Genomic DNA, 17,209 nt, shown 5'->3' on the forward strand with positions numbered 1-17,209 from the left:
ACGGCTCGGAGCCGCGGCCCAAAGACCGGGCCGGCGCCGGAGGCCCGGCCGAAGATACCGTGCTCATCGGGCGTGCTCGAAGTCGATCGTGGAGTACGCGCGGAGCTTGGACAGTTGGTGGACGCTCTCGATGCTGCGGATCGTGCCGCTGCGCGATCGCATCACCAGTGAGTGGGTGCGCGCGGTGGACCCGCCGTACCGGACGCCGCGGAGCAGTTCGCCGTCGGTGATGCCCGTCGCGACGAAGAAGCAGTCGTCGCCGCCGACCAGGTCGCCGGTGTCGAGCACCCGGTCCAGGTCGTGGCCCGCGTCCAGGGCCTTCTGCCGCTCCGCGTCGTCCTGCGGCCAGAGCTTGCCCTGGATCTTCCCGCCGAGGCACTTCATCGCACAGGCCGCGATGATGCCCTCCGGCGTACCGCCGATCCCGAGCAGCATGTCCAGACCGGTGTCCGGCCGGGCCGCCTCGACCGCGCCGGCCACGTCACCGTCGGAGATGAACTTGATCCGCGCGCCGGTGGCCCGGATCTGCCGGGCCAGGTCCTCGTGCCGCGGCCGGTCCAGCAGGACGACGGTGACGTCGTCGACCGTGGAACCCTTCGCCTTCGCGACCCGGCGGATGTTCTCCGCGACCGGGAGCCGGATGTCGACCACCTCGGCGGCCTCCGGGCCGACGACGAGCTTCTCCATGTAGAAGACCGCGGACGGGTCGTACATCGCGTGCCGCGGGGCCACCGCCATCACCGCGATCCCGTTGGCCATGCCCTTCGCGACCAGCGTCGTACCGTCGACCGGGTCGACCGCCACGTCGCACTCCGGTCCTTCGCCGGAGCCGACCTGCTCGCCGTTGTAGAGCATCGGGGCGTTGTCCTTCTCGCCCTCGCCGATCACCACCACGCCGTTCATCCCGACGGTGCCGATCAGCGTCCGCATAGCGTTCACGGCCGCGCCGTCGGCACCGTTCTTGTCGCCACGGCCGACCCAGCGCCCCGCCGCCATCGCCGCGGCCTCGGTGACCCGCACCAGTTCGAGCGCGAGGTTCCGGTCTGGCGCATCAGCCTCGACCTCCAGATGGGCAGGCGGAGTGGTCGGATCGCTCATGCTTCCACCTCGCCGCCGCTCGGCTCCAGCATGAGCGATAGCTCGGCTCTGCCTGTTGGTCGCTCGCTGCGCTCGCTCATGCCAACGGATCGTAGCCAACGACCCTGGGGGGTGTTCGGGCGGATTGCGCCTCGCGAGACACTGTGGGCATGAGTTCCACAGGTCAGGATGCTTCCAACGAGGCTGCGGCGCGGGAGAAGGCGCAGATCCAGGCGGAGGCGAACGAGTACCGCCTGGCGTACCGGCGGGACAAGCAGAAGTCGCAGACCGTCGGCAACATGGTGGTCGCGCTGCTGATCTGCCTCGTCGTGGTCGCGTTCCTGATCATCGTCACCTGGCGGCCGAAGCAGGAGACCGTCAAGGCCGTCGAATACACCGCGCAACTGCAGGACGCCCGGAAGGCCGCGTCCTGGGTCCGCGGACCGGAGCCGATGCCGTCCGGGTGGACGGCGACGAGCGTCGAGTTCCGCTCACCTCAGCAGGAGCCGATGACCTGGCATCTCGGCGTCGTGACGAACGAGAAGAAATACGTCGGCCTCGAGCAGTCGAATGTCTCCGGCGGAAAATACCTGTCCGACAAGCTCGGCAGAACCACCGAGGACGGTACGGCGACAGTCGGCGGCGTGACCTGGCAACGCAAGGTCCTACTCGACCGTAAGGGCGAGAACGCCTTGGTTCTGGTGGGTTCCGGGGTGACCACGATCGTCACCGGAAATGCCGGGTACCCGGCCCTCGCGACGTTCGCCGCGGCGTTGCACTGAGTGGTTCTGAGCTGCCGCGGGCCGGGCCGGGGATTTCCGGGTTTCCGGGTGCGGTCGTTTCGCTGAGTTTCCGGTGCGTGCGCTGACCAATTTCCGGGCAATTCCGCCCACTTTCCGGACGGTCGTTGACACGTGCCCTCGGCAATTGGTTCGATCGATGCACGGCTTGTGCACGCTCGGGGACTAGCGGAAGGGCCACCATGGTCGCGCCGTCCCGGGTGAGGGGTTGACCTGCCGATGTTCATCACCGGGATCTTGCTGGGTGCCAACGGATCGCCGCATCTCGGCACCCCGTGGCAGCTGCTGGCCTACCGCGGCGGCACGCTGTTCGGTGCGGCCCTCGAGAGCGCGCGGGAGTGCGCCTTCGACCAGTTGGTGGTGACGCTGGGCAGTTCTTCGCAGGCTGTCCACGAGCGGATCGACCTCGACGGAGTGCGGGTGGTCGAGTCCCCGCACTCCGATACCGGACGTTCCTCGATCGTCCCGGCCCTCGACGCGGTCGACCGGCGGGCCGACGGGATCGTCGTCCTGCTCGGTGACCAGCCCGGGATCACGTCGGCCGCCGTCTGGTCGCTCGTCGCCGAGGTCGCGACCCCGATCGGTGTCTGCCGGTACGACGACGGCGAGAGCTACCCGTGCTGGTTCGGGCGCGAACTGTTCGGCGAACTCCGCACCCTCCGTAGCGACGCCGATCTGTGGGACTCCGTCCACGAAGGCACCCACCCGATCACCAGAGTCGATGCCATCGGCAACGTTCCGGCCCGCGTCACCACCTGGCCCGAGTACCACCAACTCCTCTCCGGCACCCCCGTCCCGGCAGACCTCCCGCTCGACACCCACCCTCTTCCCGTAGCCCCGATGACCCGCCACCGCCGCCGTACCGCCCCCTGATCCACGGCGGCGCCAGACCGTCGCGCCCAACCCACTGCAGTGGCGGTGCACAAGAACTGTTGGGAGAGCACAGGTTATTGCCTGTATTTACTCACCAGATGGTGTTCAAGCCCACGCGAGCTGCCGGGGTCAGCCGGGGTCAGTCGGCGCCCGCGAGGCGGAGGCCGATGACGCCGGTGACGATCAGGGCGATGCTGGCCAGGCGGACCGGGGTGATCGGCTCGTCGAACAGGATGATCCCGAGCGTCACCACCCCGACCGAGCCGACGCCGGTCCAGATCGCGTACGCCGTACCGACGGGGAGCCGCTCGAGCGTCTTCGCCAGCAGGGCGACCGAGATCACGCCGAACACCAGCACGCCGGCGGTCGGCCACAGCCGGCTGAAACCCTCGCTCGGTTTCAGGCTGAGCGCGAACGCGATCTCGAACGCCGCCGCGGCGAGCAGGACGATCCACGCCATCAGGCCGCCAGCGCTCCTCGCAGGTGCCGGTGCGTGACCGTCGCGACCCGGGCCCCGAGCGCGGCGGCGGTCCGCAGGTCGGTCGCGGGCGGTGCTTTCTCCGCGGACAGGTCCGCGTCGGACTGCGCCATCGCGCCCAGCCAACTGCCGAGCCGGTTGAGGTCCTCGATACTCGCGGTGCTCTCCGCCCAGCCCGGGTAGATGTCCAGGCCGACCCAGATCATCCCGTGCTGCGCGGCGAACACGGCCAGGTCGACCAGGCTGTTGAGCTTGTCGCCGGACATCGCCTTCGAGTTCGTGAACCCGGCCGCGATCTTGTCCCGCCAGGCGAGGTCCGCGGCCCACACCCGCACACTCTCCTCGGCGAACTTCTTGAACACCCAGCTCGGACTCCCCATGTACGTCGGAGCTCCGAAGATGATCGCGTCGGCGGCGGTGAGCCGCTCCCAGACGGCCTCGGTCAACTCGTCCAGCGGGACCAGGTCGACCGTCGTGTCCGGGACGCCCGCGGCTCCTTCCGCGACCGCCTCGGCCTGCTTGGCGGTGTGCCCGTACCCGGAGTGGTAGGCGATCGCGATCCGGGCGTTGTTCGTGCTCATGGTGCTTCCTCCTGAGTCTTTAGCGGACTACAGTCCGTCTTATGAACGACAGTACCGGACCGCGGTCCGCTTCACAACGGGATCTTCCGGTCGTGGGGGAGCGACGCCCGGAACGCGCCGACGCCCGCCGGAACCGGCTCCGGGTGCTGGAGGCCGCCGATCGGCTGTTCACCACACACGGGGTGAAGAACGTGTCGCTGGACGCGATCGCCGCGGAAGCGGGCGTGGGGAAGGGTACGGTGTTCCGCCGGTTCGGGGACCGGGCCGGGCTGGCGGTCGCCCTGCTCGACGAGCGCGAGCAGGAGCTCCAGGCGAAGATCATCAGCGGCCCACCGCCGCTCGGCCCCGGGGCGCCGCCGATGATCCGGGTGATGGCGTTCCTCGACGCGTACCTGGAGCTGCTGGACCGGCATGCCGAGCTGTTCATGGACAGCGAGAACGCCTCCGACGGCGCGCGCTACCGGATCGGCTCGTACCACCTCTGGCACCGGCACCTCGCGCACCTGGTCGAGTCCGCCCGTCCGGACCTCGACGCCGACTACACGGCGCACGTACTGCTGGCGCCGCTGGCGGCCGACCTGCACAACGCCCTGCGTTCCCAGGGTTTCGAGCTCGACCGGATGCGGGCCGGCCTCGCCGCGATCGCCAAGAACCTGCTCAGCGCCTGAACTTCCCCCTGACGACCAGTACGTCGCCGTCGCGGGACCCGGCCCATTCGAGCGCGTCGTCGAGTGTCGGACGGCGCTTCTCGTAGGCCTTGTCGAAAGACCAGTAGTACTTGCGTTCCTGCAGTGGTTCCTCGGCGAGCTCGGCGACGGCAAGCGTCTTCGGAAACTGCGGAAACGCCTGCCACTGGGCGCGGAGCATCCGGAGGTAACGCACGCCGGTCAGGTGCTCGACCCCGTCCGCGGCGGGTGCGGCGGTGAGGTCGAGGCTGTGCAGGTTCGGGCAGGATCCGAGCGGCCGGAGATCCACCGGCTTCTCGGTGCGCAGTACGACGCGACTCAACGTCGGATGCCCTTGCACACCGGCCAGGTCGACCGTGTCGACCGCGAGCTCCAGCACCTCGACCGGGGTTTCCTGCAAGGACGACAGGTCGAGGCCGGCGCAGTTGCGGACCTCCAGCTTCAGCAATGGAGTTCCGCGGACGGGGCCGAGGTCGACCCAGGGTGCGTCGTGGATCAGCAGTTCGCGGGTTTCGGCGGTCATTCCGCGGACGGGTCCCGCCTCCCGGCCGCTGACGGTCAGCCGGCAGTTGTCGTCGTACCGGCGCTGGTGGTGGTAGGCGTCTCCCGAGTTGATCCAGAGGTTGCCGTCCTCGTCGTGACCGATGTTGCCGTCCTTGAGTGTTTTCACGTGCCGCCGGAGCAGATCGGTCACGGATTCGGCGACGTAGATGGCGCCCGCGTACTGATGCCTACCGATCAGGATCACCTGGCCCGGTCGCCCGTTCGGACCCGGCGCCAGGTCGACGGCGAGGTAGTTGCCGAACGTGTCGGTGGCGAACGGAATCCAGGCCGGATGATCGACGACCCGCCGGACCGCGCCGGGTGGGCCGAACTCGGAGACGGCGGGTTCGAGGTACTGGCGCCAACCGCGCGTGACCCACCAGCGGTCCTCGCTCAACTCCTCGAGCGTCTCGGCGTCGAACCAGCAGAACCCATGCAGCTGACCGAATCCGCCGTCACCGTCGGCCACGGCGTACAGCGCCGCCAGGTCCCTCGGCAGCCCCGGAACGGCCGGTGGCGGCGGTGGGAGCTCCGGGCGCTCTTCGAGCAGTTCGCGCAGCAGTTGGTGGTACTCGGTGAACAGGGCGACCGCTTCGTCCGGGTCACCGGCCTCGGTTGCGGTCGAGGCCGGTACGGCGGGGTACGGCGGCTCGGATCCGGCGTCCAGGATGTACCGGAAGCCGCGGTCGTCCGCGCGGGTGAGCCGTTCGCTCAGGACCGCGCGGAAACGGCCGCGGGCTTCCAGTCGCAGATCGATCGTGAGGTACTCCGTTGCCGCTAGCAACGTGTGGATCGCGCACAGGCTGTCATGGATCTCGATGTCGTTCGCGCCGTGCACGTTCAGGTCGTCGGGTACGAACCCGAAACCACGATGTCCGGACACGCTGTCGCCGGCCGCGTAGCCGTGCAGGACCGCGCGTTTCCAGCCCTTCGGCGCCGCCTCGGCGATCCGTTCGGCGAGCCCGGTCAGGATCGCGGTCAGTGCATCCTCACGCTGCTTGTCCACGAGGCGCGCTCAGCCCCGATTGCTGAGGATCGCGAGCGCGAGGTCGTGCTGCTCCCGCGACGGCGGCCGCGTCCACGTGCATCCGGAACGGCCTTCCTCCAGCATCCGCGCCATGACGACGGACAGTACGTCGCGCGGTTCGGCGTACTGCATCTCCGGCCGCGCCTCGTGGTACCGCTTGACGACGCGCTCGAAGCAGAACACCAGCGTGTTGATGTACTTGCTCTTCTCCGCCTCGGCCCGGCCGTACGCATCCATCAGGGTCGGGTCGACCGGCTTCATCACCTCGCGTATCACGTCGAGGCGGTTGTCGAGCGGCTTCTGCGGACCGCCCATCGCGGACGCCTCGTCGTACATCCGGGAGACGTGCGCGGGGTCCTTCGCCAGCACGCCCATCGCCACGAAGCCGCTGTCCTCGTCGGCGTAGCCGCCGGCGAACGCGTGGTCGACGGACTGCGCGTGGGTCGCGGACATCATCGCGTCGGTGAACGCGTACTTGTCCAGGCCGTCGATCTGCTCGACGTCCTCGCCCATCCACTCGTCGTCGTAGTAGAGCACGCCCGGGATCTCACCGTCCGCGGCCCGGTCCATCAGGTGCTGCACGGCGCCGGCCGGATCCTGTACGGCGCCCGGACCCATCGCGGCGAACTGCTCGGTCATCCAGAACAGTGAGATCAGCATCATCGGGCGGTGCACGCGCAGGATGCCCTGTTCACGCATCGGGTAGCAGCCGCGGTCGTCGTCGTACGCCTCGAGGCCGGCCATGAACGCCTGCTCCTGCTCCGGCGACAGCGTCAGCTCCCAGGCCCACTTCTGCTCGGCGTGGAACTTGTAGAAGTCCTCGCCCTTCAGCGGGTCGCGGATCTTCAGGAACCAGACGACGAATCCGCCGAGCCCGAGAACGATGACGCCGAGCACGATCAGCACGATCATGGGGTGTAAATCCTCCACGCGAGTGAACCAATTTCAGGAAAGTGGTTCACCGTAGTGACGGATCAGGTCACCACTCGCCGAACCGGTCCGGCTTTGCGCAACCTTCACGTCAGGTCGCGGATCAGCCTGATTTCCGGGAGTTTCCCGAGCGACGAGTACGTACGGCCGGCGGTCTCGGTGAACCCGTACCGCGTGTAGAACGTGCGCGCGCGACTATTTGCCTCAAGCACCCAAAGCCCCACAGTGGTACATTCCGCGTCCCGCAGATCGTCACACGCCGCGTCCGTCAGCGCCCGTCCGGCGCCGGTTCCCCAGTGGTCGGGATGCACGAAGAGCGCGTACAACTCACCCGTGGTCGGCGGTGCCTGCGGAGCGCGCTCGGGGCCGACTCCGGCGTACCCGATGCCTTTGTCGTGCCGTACGGCGACGTGGATCCGGGACCGGCCGGCTGCGATGCTGTCGGCCCACGAGCTCGCGATCGCCGACGGGTCCATGGCATCGAGGAAATCCTGCGGAACCAGGCCGGTGAACGCAGCCCGCCAACTCGCGACCCGCGCCTCGGCAGCGTCCGGCAGATCGTCCGGGCGCGCCGGCCGGACGATCAGTGGGGTTTCTCCTCGTGGGCGGCCTGGGCCTTGGCGAGACGTTCGCGGGCGCCGTCGAGCCAGCGCTGGCACGTGGTGGCCAGCTCCTCGCCGCGCTCCCACAGGGCCAGCGACTCCTCGAGCGTGGTGCCGCCGGCTTCTAGTTTGCGGACCACCTCGACGAGCTCCTCGCGGGCCTGCTCGTAGGTGATCTCGGGTCGGTCGCCGCTCACGTGTTCTCCTCGGACTTGACTTCGACCGCGAACCGGCCGTCGGTGACCCGCGCCTGCAGCAGGTCACCCGGCGCGACCTGCGCCACTTCCCGGACGGCGGTCCCGTCGGCGAGCTGCAGCACGGAGTACCCGCGCTCGAGCGTCGCCTTCGGGGACAGCGCCCGCACACTCGCCAACCGGTGCGCGATGTCGTCGCCGGCCCGGTCGAGCCGGTGCGTCAGCGTCCGCCGGCTGCGCTCGATCAGCGCCAGGACCTCGTCGGACCGGCGCTGCAGATCGGTGACCGGCGCCGCCAACGCAGGCCGGCTTCGGATCGCCGCCAAAGCGTGCGCTTCACGATCCAGCCACGACCTGATCGCCCGCGAACCGCGCTCGCGCAGCAGCCGCACGCCGTCCAGCTCCTCGCGCACGTCCGGCACGATCCGCTTCGCGGCGTCGGTCGGCGTCGAGGCCCGCAGATCTGCGACCAGGTCGAGCAGCGGCGAATCCGGCTCGTGGCCGATCGCGCTCACCACGGGTGTGCTCGCCTTCGACACCGCGCGGATCAAGCCCTCGTCGGAGAACGGCAGCAGATCCTCCAACGAGCCGCCACCGCGCGCGATCACGATCACCTCGACCGACTCGTCCGCATCCAGCTTCCGCAGCGCGGTCATCACCTCACCCGCCGCCGACGGCCCCTGAACCGACGCGTACTCGATCCGGAACGCGACCGCCGGCCAACGCCGCTTCGCGTTCTCCAGCACGTCCCGCTCGGCCGCCGAGTCCCGCCCGCAGATCAGCCCGATCGTGTGCGGCAGGAACGGTAGCTTCTTCTTCCGGTACTCCGCGAACAGCCCCTCGGCCCCGAGGAGCTGCTTCAGCCGCTCGATCCGGGCCAGCAGCTCGCCGATGCCGACGTGCCGGATCTCGTTGACCGCGAGCGCGAGCGTGCCGCGCCGGGCGAAGAAGTTCGGCTTGGCGTTCACGACGACCCGCGAGCCGTCCTTGACCGGCGGGTCGACCGCCTCGAACACCCGGCGGTTGCAGGTGAACCGCAGCGAGATGTCCGCGTCGGTGTCCCGCAGCGTGCCGAAGACGGTCGTCGTACCGCGGCCGATGGAGACGTCGGTCAGCTGCCCCTCGACCCACACGGCGCCGAGCTGGTTGATCCAGCTGGCGATCCCGTTCGCGATCGTGCGAACGGCCGCTGGTGCGTCCGGTGAGGTCTCCAATGCCACCCCCAGACCCTACGACCCAGCACCGACAATCACTAACGTTGAGTGATGCGCCCGGTGCTGCTGCTCGATGTCGACGGTCCGCTCAACCCCCACGCGGCCGACGGAATCCCGCCCGGGTACGTGCGGCACGAGATCACTGAGGGCGCAAAGACCTGGCGGATCCTGCTCAACCCGAGTCACGGCGTACAGCTCAAGGAGCTTGCGAAAACGTTTGAGCTGGTCTGGGCGAGCAGCTGGGAGGACGGGGCGAACCGCCTGCTCGGGCCGCGCCTCGGCCTGCCGGAGCTCCCCACTCTGCAGTGGCCCGGTCGCAAGCCGGTACGCCGCGGTTCCTGGAAGACGCCGTACGTCGCGGAGTGGGTCGGCGATCGTCCGTTCGCCTGGGTGGACGACGAGATCGGGGAGACCGAGCGGACCCGTTTTCCGGGGGCGCACCAGCTGATTCTCCGCGTCGATCCGACGACCGGGCTGACCGAGCGGGACTTCGAGGAGCTCCGGGTGTGGGGCGGAAAACCCTTTGCGGACAAGGCGTTTCCGTCGCATTCTTGACGTGCTGGTAACACCTCCCATGGGGGAGCCGTCCGGACAGGGCGGACGGCTCCTCGACATGCTCGTGGTGATGCTGCTCACAGACCCACGGGCGGCGAGTCCTGCGCCGGGGCTGATTTCGTTCTCCACGGCCGGATGCGTTGAATCCGGGCCCGTACCATGGGGACCGTGACTGCCCAGCCTGACACCACCGGTACTGCGACTACGACCAAGCGGGTGCTGCTTGCGGCCCCCCGCGGGTACTGCGCGGGCGTGGACCGGGCGGTCGTGGCGGTCGAGAAGGCCCTCGACCTGTACGGCCCGCCGGTGTACGTGCGCAAGGAGATCGTGCACAACAAGTACGTCGTACAGACGCTGCAGAAACGTGGTGCGATCTTCGTCGACGAGACCGCCGAGGTCCCCGAGGGCCAGACGGTGATCTTCTCCGCACACGGTGTCGCGCCCGTGGTGCACGAGGAGGCGGCCGTGCGGCAGTTGAAGACGATCGACGCGACCTGCCCGCTGGTGACGAAGGTGCATCACGAGGCGAAGCGGTTCGCGGCGACCGACTACGACATCCTGCTGATCGGTCACGAGGGCCACGAGGAGGTCATCGGCACCTCCGGCGAGGCCCCGGACCACGTGCACCTGGTCGACGGACCGGACGACGTGCCGAACGTCGTCGTCCGCGACCCGGAGAAGGTCGTCTGGCTGTCGCAGACCACGCTGTCCGTCGACGAGACGATGGAGACGGTACGCCGCCTGCGCGAACGGTTCCCGCACTTGCAGGACCCGCCGAGCGACGACATCTGCTACGCCACCCAGAACCGCCAGGCCGCGGTGAAGAAGCTGGCCCCCGAGGCCGACCTGATGATCGTGGTCGGCTCGCGGAACTCGTCGAACTCGGTGCGCCTGGTCGAGGTCGCGGTCGAGCACGGCGCGAAGGCCGGGTACCTGGTCGACTTCGCCGACGAGATCGACGAGGCCTGGCTCGAGGGCGTCGACGCGGTCGGCGTCAGCAGCGGCGCGAGCGTGCCCGAGGTGCTGGTCCGCGACGTCCTGCGCTGGCTCGCCGAGCGCGGCTACGCCGACGTACAGGAAGTCACCACCGCGGAGGAGAGCCTCACCTTCGCCCTCCCCCGAGACCTCCGCACCGACCTCAAAGCCGCCGGCCTCCCCACCACCGGCACCTCGGACCACGCGTGGACTATTTGACGGTCAACCGCGTCGTCGCGGTCGTCGGGAACCAGCCCTTCGTACCGCAGTAGCGGATCGTGTACGTGAACTTGTAGCTGCCCGGCTTCTGGTAGACGTGCGTCTCCGGGATCACGTACGTCTGCGAGCCCGTGGTCAGCTTCTTCCGCGTGCAGTCGATCGAACCGCCGTCGGAGCCGCCCGGCATGCCTTCGCCGAAGGAGTAGTCGGTGCCCCCGGAGATGTCCACGAACGAATCCGCGGGCAGCAGCGTGCCCTCCGGGATCGCCGTCGGGATGAACGCCTTGCCGGACACCGTCACGGTCATCCCGACGGTCCGGCCCTTGATCGAGGGCTTGAGCAGCACCTTGATCGGGGGTGCCGGTTCGGGAGTGGCTGTGGGTGGGCCGGTGACCACCGACTTCGGGGCGCCGGGGGTGTTGGTGACCGGGGGTGCGCCGCCGATGTCCGTTACGTTGCCTAGGGCAAGGGCTATTGCGATGACGCAAGTGGTGGCGACGGTGATCACGCCGGCGGTGCGGCGGCGGCGTACCTTCCGGACACGGGCGAACACTGCCTCGCTGGGGACCGCGCTCGGCGGTGGTGGTTCGGCGACCAGTTGGTCGAAGCGGCTCTTCAGGTCTTCGGTCATGGCTCAGCCCTCCTTCTGGGCAGGGGCGGAGACGGCGGCGACCAGGTGATGCTCGCGGAGCTTGGCCAGTCCGCGGGAGACGTTGCTCTTCACCGTGCCGAGCGAACAGCCCATGATCTGGGCGATCTCGGCCTCGGGCAGGTCCTCGAAGTACCGTAGGACGAGCGTCGCGCGGGTCCGGCGGGGGAGTGTGGCGAGCGCCCGGAGCAGCAGGTCGCGGTCGTCCACGACGCCGTACTCCGACTGTGCTGAGGACTGCGTCGGTTCGGGGAGATGCTCGGTCGGCGTCTCGCCCTTCCATTTGCGGCGCCACCATTGGGTGCTGGTGTTCACCATGACTGTGCGGGTGTAGCTCTCCAGCGCGTTCCCGCTGCGCAGCGACGCTCGGTGGAACCACACCTTCGTCAGCGACGTCTGCACGAGGTCCTCGGCGAGATGCCACTCGCCGGTCAGCAGGTATCCGAACCGCTGCAACGCCGTGAACCGCCCGTCCACGAAGTCCGCGAACTCCCGATCCCGTCCTGGATCCATTGCCACATACCCCCAGCTCTCATCCGGTCAGGAGTGTGATGAGGCGAGGGTTCCGAAAGGTTGAGCTGTGATCCGACAGTGCGGAGCTTGTGATGTTCAGGCGTCGTACGCCGCCTGCGCCTGCGCCTTCGTGATCGCGCTGATCGACGAGCTCGAGAAGCCCGCCCACCACCGCAAGCGCTTCACGCTGGAGTACTGAGCGGCTTGCCGAGGTACCCGCGGGCCAGCATCGTCACCCATTGGTAGACGGCGTCCTCCGCGGGTGCCAGCGGGCCGGGCCGGAAGTGCGGGGATTCGGCGCCGCGCTGGACCGATTCGCACGCGGCCCAGTCCTCGCGATTGGTGATGTCCCAGAACTCCACGGCGTACGACGGGTCGGTCACCTCGGGACGGAAGTACCAGGAGCACTCGACCGCGGTCGCCCCCGGGGTACGCGGCTCGAGGCGATGCGTCATCACGTAGTCGGGGTGCAATGACAGCAGCAGGTTGGGGAACAGGCCGACGTAGTTGACCTGTCGTGGGTTCACGCCTGGCAGCGGAACTCCACGCGACCGGCCGTCGAGCGACATCGTCTCGGCGTCCGGCCGCAGGTCCATCAACCCGCCGACCCACGCGCCGGGCAGGTCCCAGTTGTCGCCCGACGACGGCGGCGACACCTTGCACAGTTCAGGATGGATCAGCGGGCAGTGGTAGCACTCGTGGTAGTTCTCCACGATCGTCTTCCAGTTCGCGGCCACGTCGTACTCGTGCCGGGCCTTCAGTACCAGCTTCTCCGGCGCATACGGCGCGACGAGATCCGTGAGCCCACCGACGTGGTCCGCGAACGCCCCGGCGGTACCCGTCGCGTTCACGAACAGCCACCCCTGCCACACCTCGGCGGGCAGTTCGACCAGCCCGTACGGCGTGGGGTCGAAGGTGTCACCCATCCTCGGTGCGGTCTTCACCGACCCGTCGAGCTCGTACGACCACCCGTGGTACGGGCACACCACCGCGCGGCGGTCGCTCGTCTCGTCGCGCCGCAACAGCTCGTGCCCGCGATGCCGGCACGTATTGGCGAACGCCCGCGGCCGGTCCCCGAACGTGACAACGGTCGCGATGTCACCAACGGTCACCTCGCGGTACGTCGTACCGCCGGCCAGCTCGTCGACGCGGCCGAGACATGTCCACGTCCCGGCGAAGAAATGCCGGCGCTCCCAGGCGAGCACGTCCGCATCGACGTACGCTGCCCGCGGCAACATGACCGACTCACCATGCGGCCGCAACGAAGCTTCCAGCGCGTCAGGACTGAGCATCTCCCAATAGTGCCCCGGGTGCAGCGTGACCCGAAGCTATCGGGCGAACTCCACGTACTTGCCCAGCACGTAGTCCCAGCCGGTGTCGTAGCTGAGGCGGGCCCGGCCGCCGCCCTCACCGCGGCGCTCCCAGCCGGAGTGCACCAGCTGGACCTGGGTGCCGCCGCCGGTCGCCTCGAAGGTCACGGTGACCTGGCCGGCCTCCGACGGGTCGCCGCCGGGGTGCCAGCTGAAGCTGAGTGATGCGGGTGGATCCCAGTCCGAGATCGTGCCCCAGGTGGCGAGCTCACCGTCGGCGCCGTACTCGACGATGCGGCCGCCGACGGCGCCCTCCAGACGCACCTCGTTCGCCGCCTCCTCGCCGACCGAGTGGCTGAACAGCGGCCACCACGCCGACGTCTCCGCGGTGAAGGCCTCGAACGCGCGGTCGACGCCGACCGGTACGACAACGGTCTTCACCAACGGCGACAGGTCTTGTTCCACAGTCATGTCCGTTCCTCCTCGGTCCGCCGCACGTGGTCGGCGTACGCCTGCAGCGCGTCGCCCCAGAACTGATCGAGCCAGCTGCGCAACTCGTGGAGACCCGCCTGGTGGACGCGGTAGATGTTCCGCGTCCCGCGGGACTCGTGCCGCACCAGCCCGACCGCGCCGAGCACCTTCAGGTGCTGCGAGATCGCGGGCCGGCTGACCGGGACGTGTTCGGCCAGTACGCCGACCGAACACGGCCCGCCGGTCCGCAGGGTCTCGAGGATCACTCGCCGGGTCGGGTCCCCGAGCGCATCCAGCACCGGGCCGACCACCTCGAGCGATCCGTAAGTCTCCACGAACGGTAAGTTGCCACTAACGAAGCGAGGAGTCAAGGGTCAGTTGAACGGGTCGAGGATCAGGCCGGCGTCCTGCGGGTTGCCGTCGTGGACGAGGGCCTCGTGGTTGCCGACGTCGTCGAACGCGAAGCCGTACGCCTTGCCGTCGGCCATCTGCGCGTGAATGGTCTTCGAGTACTGGTTGGTGACCGCATCCTCGTAGAAGTCCGCGTCACTGGCGTCCGGCTGGTTCGGGTTCGTCAGCAACGTCGAGCGGTTGTAGCCGGCGCACAGTGTGCGCGAGATCGGGCCGCGGACCTGGTCGTTCGGTGCGTCGAGCAGTTTCGCGCAGCCGAACACACTCGCCGCGTCCGGCTTCTGGAACGACGTGACGACCGCGCCGGCGCCGTTGGTGAAGTTCATGACGTTGCCGGACACCTTGCCGAAGTACTTCGTGTCCGGCTGGTCGCCGAACGGCGTGACCGTCAACGTGTCCGAGCTGTACTTCGACCAGACGCGGTTGATGTAGTCGTCCATGACGTTCGCGGGCAGTGCGCCGGTCTCCACGCCGTACGAGGGGGAGAGCACGCGGAGGTTCGAGCCGTCTGGTGCGGTCTGGATCAGGCCGCTCCAGCCGCCCGCGGTGTTCTTGAGCGTGTTGTAGACGGCGCTGTATCCGCCGGACTTGAGATGCCCGGTGGTGTTGCCGTTCACACTCACCGCGTACGGCGCCGAGATCATGTCGACCTGGGTGCTGTTGATCCACAGCCCGCCGTCGTTGAGCGTGTACTCCGACCAGTTGAACAGGATGTTCCGGTTCGGATCACTCGGGTTCTGTACGGCGGGTTGCACCAGCCCGCCCGTGGTGAGCTTGAAGACCAGCTTCTGCCCATACGAGAAGTAGACCCGACCGGAGAACTTCGGCATCTGGATCGTCAGCGACTGGCCGTTGCCGGGTCCTTGGATGGATGCGTCCGGCGCCGGCGTGGGTGGGTTGCCGCCGGCCGGCCAGGCGTGGAAGGTGCCGGAGGCGTCGGCCCAGCCCTGCTCGCCGGTCGTCAGGTTCGTGCCCAGGTTGTAGATGTAGACCGCGTCGCCACGGCCGGAGTTGTTGGTGATCTTGAGCGGAATGGTCGACGGTACGGCGTCCTGCGCCGCCTCGGCCGCATGCCGCGGTGCCGCCGACCACCCGCCGGCCAAAGCCACCGCAGCCGCGACAACACCGGCAATTCGCATTCTTGAGCGCATCTCTATTCTCCTCACGTCCGCCTGAGAGAGCGCTCTCATCGTTCCGTGAAGAGGCCACCGACTGTCAACAACTCATCACTGTCGGCTTTCCGACATCAGCCCTGTGGCGCACCCTCTCCGGTGAGGCCGTCGATCGACTCGCGGATCAGGTCGGCGTGGCCGGTGTGCCGGGCGTACTCCTCGATCAGGTCGACGAGGATGTAGCGCAGGCTCGGCGACTGTCCGCCGCGACCCTTCCATTGCGCGAGCTGGTCGACGTCGCCGGTCGCGAGCACCGTGGCGACGGCGGCGCGGGAGCGGGCGACCGCCGCTTCCCAGAGCTCCATCAGCTCCTCGGGGGAGTCGTCCGCCGCGCTGCTCCACTCCCAGTCCGGGTCGGCGTCCCAGTCGACGGTGTCCCACGGGGCGCCGAGCTCTTGGCCGAGCAGCCGGCGGGTGAAGTACTCGTCCTCGACCAGCGCGAGGTGCTTGAGCAGTCCGCCGAGCGTCACCGTCGACGGCGGGTGCTGTTTGGTCAGACCGGCTGCGTCGAGCCCTCCGCATTTCCAGGCGAAGGTCCGCCGATTGCGCTCGAGCGCCCCGAGCAACGTGTCGGCCTCAGTCCCCGCGATCGGCGGCTCGGCCAGTGGTGCGTTCTCCATGCCGAGCACGCTATCCGCCTTTCCGGACATTCCCCTTCCGGAACAACCAAGGCCGGCCGGGACAGCGGCGTGTCAGCCTGTTTGGGAAGGGGGGTCGGCGAGGTGTGAGGCCTGAGACGGGGGCCAGCGGTGGGTCGGCGGGGCCTCGTCGAGGGCCAGGAATTCGGGGGCTGTGAGTGGCCGGACCGAGGCCTCGATCGACTCCATCGCGGTCAGCTCGGCTTCCGTGACGTGCAGGTCGCGGAGTTTGCGGGCGGTGATGAAGACCCGTCGCTCGAACGACCCGACCGTCCCGTTGTACGCCTCCACCGCAGACGTCAGCGACCGCCCGACCCGCCCGAGATGATCGCCCATCGTCCCGAGCCGCTCGTACAGCTCCCGGCCCAACTCGAAGACCTGCTGCGCCGACTCGGTCAGCGCCGACTGGTTCCACGCGTACGCCGCTGCGCGCAACGTCGCGATCAGGGTCGTCGGCGTCGCCAGGATCACGCGGCGCTCAGCGGCGTACTCGAGCAGGCTCGGCTCGATGTCGAGGGCCGCGGACAGGAACGACTCGCCCGGCACGAACAGGATCACGAACTCCGGTGACGGCGACAGACGCGTCCAGTACGCCTTCGCCGCGAGCTGGTCGACATGCGTCCGCAGGTGTCGCGCGTGCGCCCGCAAGCGGTCCTCGCGGAGGTCGGCGTCATCGGTCTCACTGGCATCGAGGAACGCGGCCAACGGCACCTTCGAGTCCACGACGAGATTCTTGCCCTCGGCAAGCCTCACCACGAGGTCCGGCCGCAGTACGCCGTCCTCGCCGAAGGTCGTCGCCTGCTCGGTGAAGTCGCAGTGCGCGACCATCCCGGCGAGCTCCACGGTCCGGCGCAGATGCAGCTCGCCCCACCGCCCACGCACCTGCGGTTTTCGCAACGCGGTCGACAACGACGCGGTTTCGCGACGCAACGCCTCGCCGCTCATCCGCACCTCGTTGACCTGTTGATGCAACTGGCTCTGCCACGCGGCCCGACCCTGCTCGAGCTTGTTCAGCTGCGCATGCAGGCGATCCAGCGCCTCTTTCACGACCGCCTGACCACGCATCTGCTGACCGACCGACGTCCGCTCCTGGGTCAGCTCGACGACGCGATCCTCGGCGGCGTCCCGCTCGGCGGTGATCCGCGCGAGGCGCGACCCGTCCCGCCCGCGCGCCCAGAGCACGCCGAACGCAGCACCCAGCAACAGCCCGATGATCAGGAAGAGCAGGATCAGCAACAGCGTCGTACCGGTCATGTCACTGATAGTGCCGAAGCCCACCGACAGTTTCCGG

22 protein-coding genes are annotated in these 17,209 nt (G+C 68.6%); 6 read left to right on the top strand and 16 right to left on the bottom strand.

The genetic code is table 11. The features are described 5' to 3' along the window. Positions 1 to 63: 63 nt before the first annotated feature. A complete protein-coding gene (gene glpX, locus ACFYRH_RS27920) occupies positions 64 to 1,098 on the bottom strand; it encodes a class II fructose-bisphosphatase (RefSeq protein WP_387781522.1) in 1,035 nt (344 codons plus the stop codon). Positions 1,099 to 1,247: 149 nt separating this feature from the next. Here glpX and ACFYRH_RS27925 point away from each other — a divergent pair, with 149 nt between their 5' ends. Further along, positions 1,248 to 1,859 (top strand): DUF4245 domain-containing protein, encoded by a 612-nt coding sequence (locus ACFYRH_RS27925; RefSeq protein WP_387781525.1) that lies wholly within the window; start codon positions 1,248 to 1,250, stop codon positions 1,857 to 1,859. Between the two features lie 237 nt (positions 1,860 to 2,096). Continuing rightward, complete coding sequence (locus ACFYRH_RS27930) at positions 2,097 to 2,750, top strand: NTP transferase domain-containing protein (protein WP_387781528.1); 654 nt, start codon at positions 2,097 to 2,099, stop codon at positions 2,748 to 2,750. A 139-nt stretch (positions 2,751 to 2,889) separates the two neighbouring features. On the opposite strand, the gene ACFYRH_RS27935 is transcribed toward ACFYRH_RS27930, so the two are convergent. Continuing rightward, positions 2,890 to 3,210, bottom strand: coding sequence for a DMT family transporter (locus ACFYRH_RS27935; RefSeq protein WP_387781531.1), 321 nt, complete (start codon positions 3,208 to 3,210; stop codon positions 2,890 to 2,892). Continuing rightward, complete coding sequence (locus tag ACFYRH_RS27940) at positions 3,210 to 3,809, bottom strand: flavodoxin family protein (protein ID WP_387781534.1); 600 nt, start codon at positions 3,807 to 3,809, stop codon at positions 3,210 to 3,212. The genes ACFYRH_RS27935 and ACFYRH_RS27940 overlap by 1 nt, the downstream gene beginning before the upstream one ends. Before the next feature lie 41 nt (positions 3,810 to 3,850). Between ACFYRH_RS27940 and ACFYRH_RS27945 the strand changes: the two genes are divergently transcribed. Beyond that, complete coding sequence (locus ACFYRH_RS27945) at positions 3,851 to 4,477, top strand: TetR/AcrR family transcriptional regulator (RefSeq protein WP_387781537.1); 627 nt, start codon at positions 3,851 to 3,853, stop codon at positions 4,475 to 4,477. On the opposite strand, the gene ACFYRH_RS27950 is transcribed toward ACFYRH_RS27945, so the two are convergent. From ACFYRH_RS27950 to xseA, 5 genes are all read right to left on the bottom strand, one after another. Continuing rightward, a complete protein-coding gene (locus ACFYRH_RS27950) occupies positions 4,467 to 6,044 on the bottom strand; it encodes an SMI1/KNR4 family protein (RefSeq protein WP_387781540.1) in 1,578 nt (525 codons plus the stop codon). The genes ACFYRH_RS27945 and ACFYRH_RS27950 overlap by 11 nt on opposite strands. A gap of 9 nt (positions 6,045 to 6,053) precedes the next feature. Beyond that, entirely contained in the window at positions 6,054 to 6,977 is a 924-nt protein-coding gene (locus ACFYRH_RS27955) for a hypothetical protein (protein WP_387781543.1), read from the bottom strand. Between the two features lie 104 nt (positions 6,978 to 7,081). After that, positions 7,082 to 7,654 (bottom strand): GNAT family N-acetyltransferase, encoded by a 573-nt coding sequence (locus tag ACFYRH_RS27960; RefSeq protein WP_387781545.1) that lies wholly within the window; start codon positions 7,652 to 7,654, stop codon positions 7,082 to 7,084. Beyond that, positions 7,579 to 7,794, bottom strand: a complete 216-nt coding sequence (locus ACFYRH_RS27965; RefSeq protein ID WP_387781548.1) for an exodeoxyribonuclease VII small subunit — start codon at positions 7,792 to 7,794, stop codon at positions 7,579 to 7,581. The genes ACFYRH_RS27960 and ACFYRH_RS27965 overlap by 76 nt, the downstream gene beginning before the upstream one ends. Continuing rightward, positions 7,791 to 9,011: an exodeoxyribonuclease VII large subunit gene (gene xseA / locus ACFYRH_RS27970; protein ID WP_387781551.1), complete on the bottom strand. Its 1,221-nt coding sequence runs from the start codon at positions 9,009 to 9,011 to the stop codon at positions 7,791 to 7,793. The genes ACFYRH_RS27965 and xseA overlap by 4 nt, the downstream gene beginning before the upstream one ends. Positions 9,012 to 9,056: 45 nt before the next feature. Between xseA and ACFYRH_RS27975 the strand changes: the two genes are divergently transcribed. Together ACFYRH_RS27975 and ACFYRH_RS27980 are read left to right on the top strand one after the other, a co-directional pair. Then, the gene (locus ACFYRH_RS27975) at positions 9,057 to 9,560 is read left to right on the top strand and encodes an HAD domain-containing protein (protein WP_387781554.1); all 504 of its coding nucleotides are present in this window, start codon (positions 9,057 to 9,059) and stop codon (positions 9,558 to 9,560) included. A gap of 159 nt (positions 9,561 to 9,719) precedes the next feature. Further along, the gene (locus tag ACFYRH_RS27980) at positions 9,720 to 10,754 is read left to right on the top strand and encodes a 4-hydroxy-3-methylbut-2-enyl diphosphate reductase (protein WP_387781557.1); all 1,035 of its coding nucleotides are present in this window, start codon (positions 9,720 to 9,722) and stop codon (positions 10,752 to 10,754) included. Here the strand turns inward: ACFYRH_RS27980 and ACFYRH_RS27985 are convergent. Beyond that, the gene (locus ACFYRH_RS27985; protein ID WP_387781560.1) at positions 10,747 to 11,385 is read right to left on the bottom strand and encodes a hypothetical protein; all 639 of its coding nucleotides are present in this window, start codon (positions 11,383 to 11,385) and stop codon (positions 10,747 to 10,749) included. The two genes, ACFYRH_RS27980 and ACFYRH_RS27985, sit on opposite strands and share 8 nt — an antisense overlap. Positions 11,386 to 11,388: 3 nt before the next feature. Continuing rightward, positions 11,389 to 11,916, bottom strand: a complete 528-nt coding sequence (locus ACFYRH_RS27990) for a SigE family RNA polymerase sigma factor (protein WP_387781563.1) — start codon at positions 11,914 to 11,916, stop codon at positions 11,389 to 11,391. 67 nt (positions 11,917 to 11,983) lie between these two features. Here ACFYRH_RS27990 and ACFYRH_RS27995 point away from each other — a divergent pair, with 67 nt between their 5' ends. After that, a complete protein-coding gene (locus tag ACFYRH_RS27995; RefSeq protein ID WP_387781566.1) occupies positions 11,984 to 12,115 on the top strand; it encodes a hypothetical protein in 132 nt (43 codons plus the stop codon). On the opposite strand, the gene ACFYRH_RS28000 is transcribed toward ACFYRH_RS27995, so the two are convergent. From ACFYRH_RS28000 to ACFYRH_RS28025, 6 genes are all read right to left on the bottom strand, one after another. Then, positions 12,099 to 13,208, bottom strand: coding sequence for an SRPBCC family protein (locus ACFYRH_RS28000; RefSeq protein ID WP_387781569.1), 1,110 nt, complete (start codon positions 13,206 to 13,208; stop codon positions 12,099 to 12,101). The two genes, ACFYRH_RS27995 and ACFYRH_RS28000, sit on opposite strands and share 17 nt — an antisense overlap. 36 nt (positions 13,209 to 13,244) lie before the next feature. Continuing rightward, on the bottom strand, positions 13,245 to 13,697 hold the full coding sequence (locus ACFYRH_RS28005) for an SRPBCC domain-containing protein (RefSeq protein ID WP_387781572.1): 453 nt from the start codon (positions 13,695 to 13,697) through the stop codon (positions 13,245 to 13,247). After that, a complete protein-coding gene (locus ACFYRH_RS28010) occupies positions 13,694 to 14,032 on the bottom strand; it encodes an ArsR/SmtB family transcription factor (protein ID WP_387781575.1) in 339 nt (112 codons plus the stop codon). The genes ACFYRH_RS28005 and ACFYRH_RS28010 overlap by 4 nt, the downstream gene beginning before the upstream one ends. A 39-nt stretch (positions 14,033 to 14,071) precedes the next feature. Beyond that, a complete protein-coding gene (locus tag ACFYRH_RS28015) occupies positions 14,072 to 15,247 on the bottom strand; it encodes a glycoside hydrolase family 64 protein (RefSeq protein WP_387781578.1) in 1,176 nt (391 codons plus the stop codon). Between the two features lie 107 nt (positions 15,248 to 15,354). Continuing rightward, positions 15,355 to 15,900, bottom strand: a complete 546-nt coding sequence (locus tag ACFYRH_RS28020) for a DinB family protein (protein WP_387781581.1) — start codon at positions 15,898 to 15,900, stop codon at positions 15,355 to 15,357. Between the two features lie 72 nt (positions 15,901 to 15,972). Next, the gene (locus ACFYRH_RS28025) at positions 15,973 to 17,172 is read right to left on the bottom strand and encodes a DNA recombination protein RmuC (RefSeq protein WP_387781583.1); all 1,200 of its coding nucleotides are present in this window, start codon (positions 17,170 to 17,172) and stop codon (positions 15,973 to 15,975) included. Positions 17,173 to 17,209 lie beyond the last annotated feature (37 nt).

This window comes from Kribbella sp. NPDC004875, assembly GCF_042873375.1.
Classification (GTDB): Bacteria; Actinomycetota; Actinomycetes; order Propionibacteriales; family Kribbellaceae; genus Kribbella.

Excerpts from the sequence above, each read along its gene's own strand:
- ACFYRH_RS28020 (WP_387781581.1), bottom strand. The coding sequence starts at position 15,900 with ATGGAGAACGCACCACTGGCCGAGCCGCCGATCGCGGGGACTGAGGCC.
- glpX (WP_387781522.1), bottom strand. The coding sequence starts at position 1,098 with ATGAGCGATCCGACCACTCCGCCTGCCCATCTGGAGGTCGAGGCTGAT.
- ACFYRH_RS27980 (WP_387781557.1), top strand. The coding sequence starts at position 9,720 with ATGGGGACCGTGACTGCCCAGCCTGACACCACCGGTACTGCGACTACG.
- ACFYRH_RS27975 (WP_387781554.1), top strand. The coding sequence starts at position 9,057 with ATGCGCCCGGTGCTGCTGCTCGATGTCGACGGTCCGCTCAACCCCCAC.
- ACFYRH_RS28015 (WP_387781578.1), bottom strand. The coding sequence starts at position 15,247 with ATGCGAATTGCCGGTGTTGTCGCGGCTGCGGTGGCTTTGGCCGGCGGG.
- ACFYRH_RS27990 (WP_387781563.1), bottom strand. The coding sequence starts at position 11,916 with ATGGATCCAGGACGGGATCGGGAGTTCGCGGACTTCGTGGACGGGCGG.
- ACFYRH_RS27955 (WP_387781543.1), bottom strand. The coding sequence starts at position 6,977 with ATGATCGTGCTGATCGTGCTCGGCGTCATCGTTCTCGGGCTCGGCGGA.
- ACFYRH_RS27925 (WP_387781525.1), top strand. The coding sequence starts at position 1,248 with ATGAGTTCCACAGGTCAGGATGCTTCCAACGAGGCTGCGGCGCGGGAG.
- ACFYRH_RS27985 (WP_387781560.1), bottom strand. The coding sequence starts at position 11,385 with ATGACCGAAGACCTGAAGAGCCGCTTCGACCAACTGGTCGCCGAACCA.
- ACFYRH_RS28025 (WP_387781583.1), bottom strand. The coding sequence starts at position 17,172 with ATGACCGGTACGACGCTGTTGCTGATCCTGCTCTTCCTGATCATCGGG.
- ACFYRH_RS28000 (WP_387781569.1), bottom strand. The coding sequence starts at position 13,208 with ATGCTCAGTCCTGACGCGCTGGAAGCTTCGTTGCGGCCGCATGGTGAG.
- ACFYRH_RS27935 (WP_387781531.1), bottom strand. The coding sequence starts at position 3,210 with ATGGCGTGGATCGTCCTGCTCGCCGCGGCGGCGTTCGAGATCGCGTTC.
- ACFYRH_RS28005 (WP_387781572.1), bottom strand. The coding sequence starts at position 13,697 with ATGACTGTGGAACAAGACCTGTCGCCGTTGGTGAAGACCGTTGTCGTA.
- ACFYRH_RS27945 (WP_387781537.1), top strand. The coding sequence starts at position 3,851 with ATGAACGACAGTACCGGACCGCGGTCCGCTTCACAACGGGATCTTCCG.
- ACFYRH_RS27940 (WP_387781534.1), bottom strand. The coding sequence starts at position 3,809 with ATGAGCACGAACAACGCCCGGATCGCGATCGCCTACCACTCCGGGTAC.
- ACFYRH_RS27930 (WP_387781528.1), top strand. The coding sequence starts at position 2,097 with ATGTTCATCACCGGGATCTTGCTGGGTGCCAACGGATCGCCGCATCTC.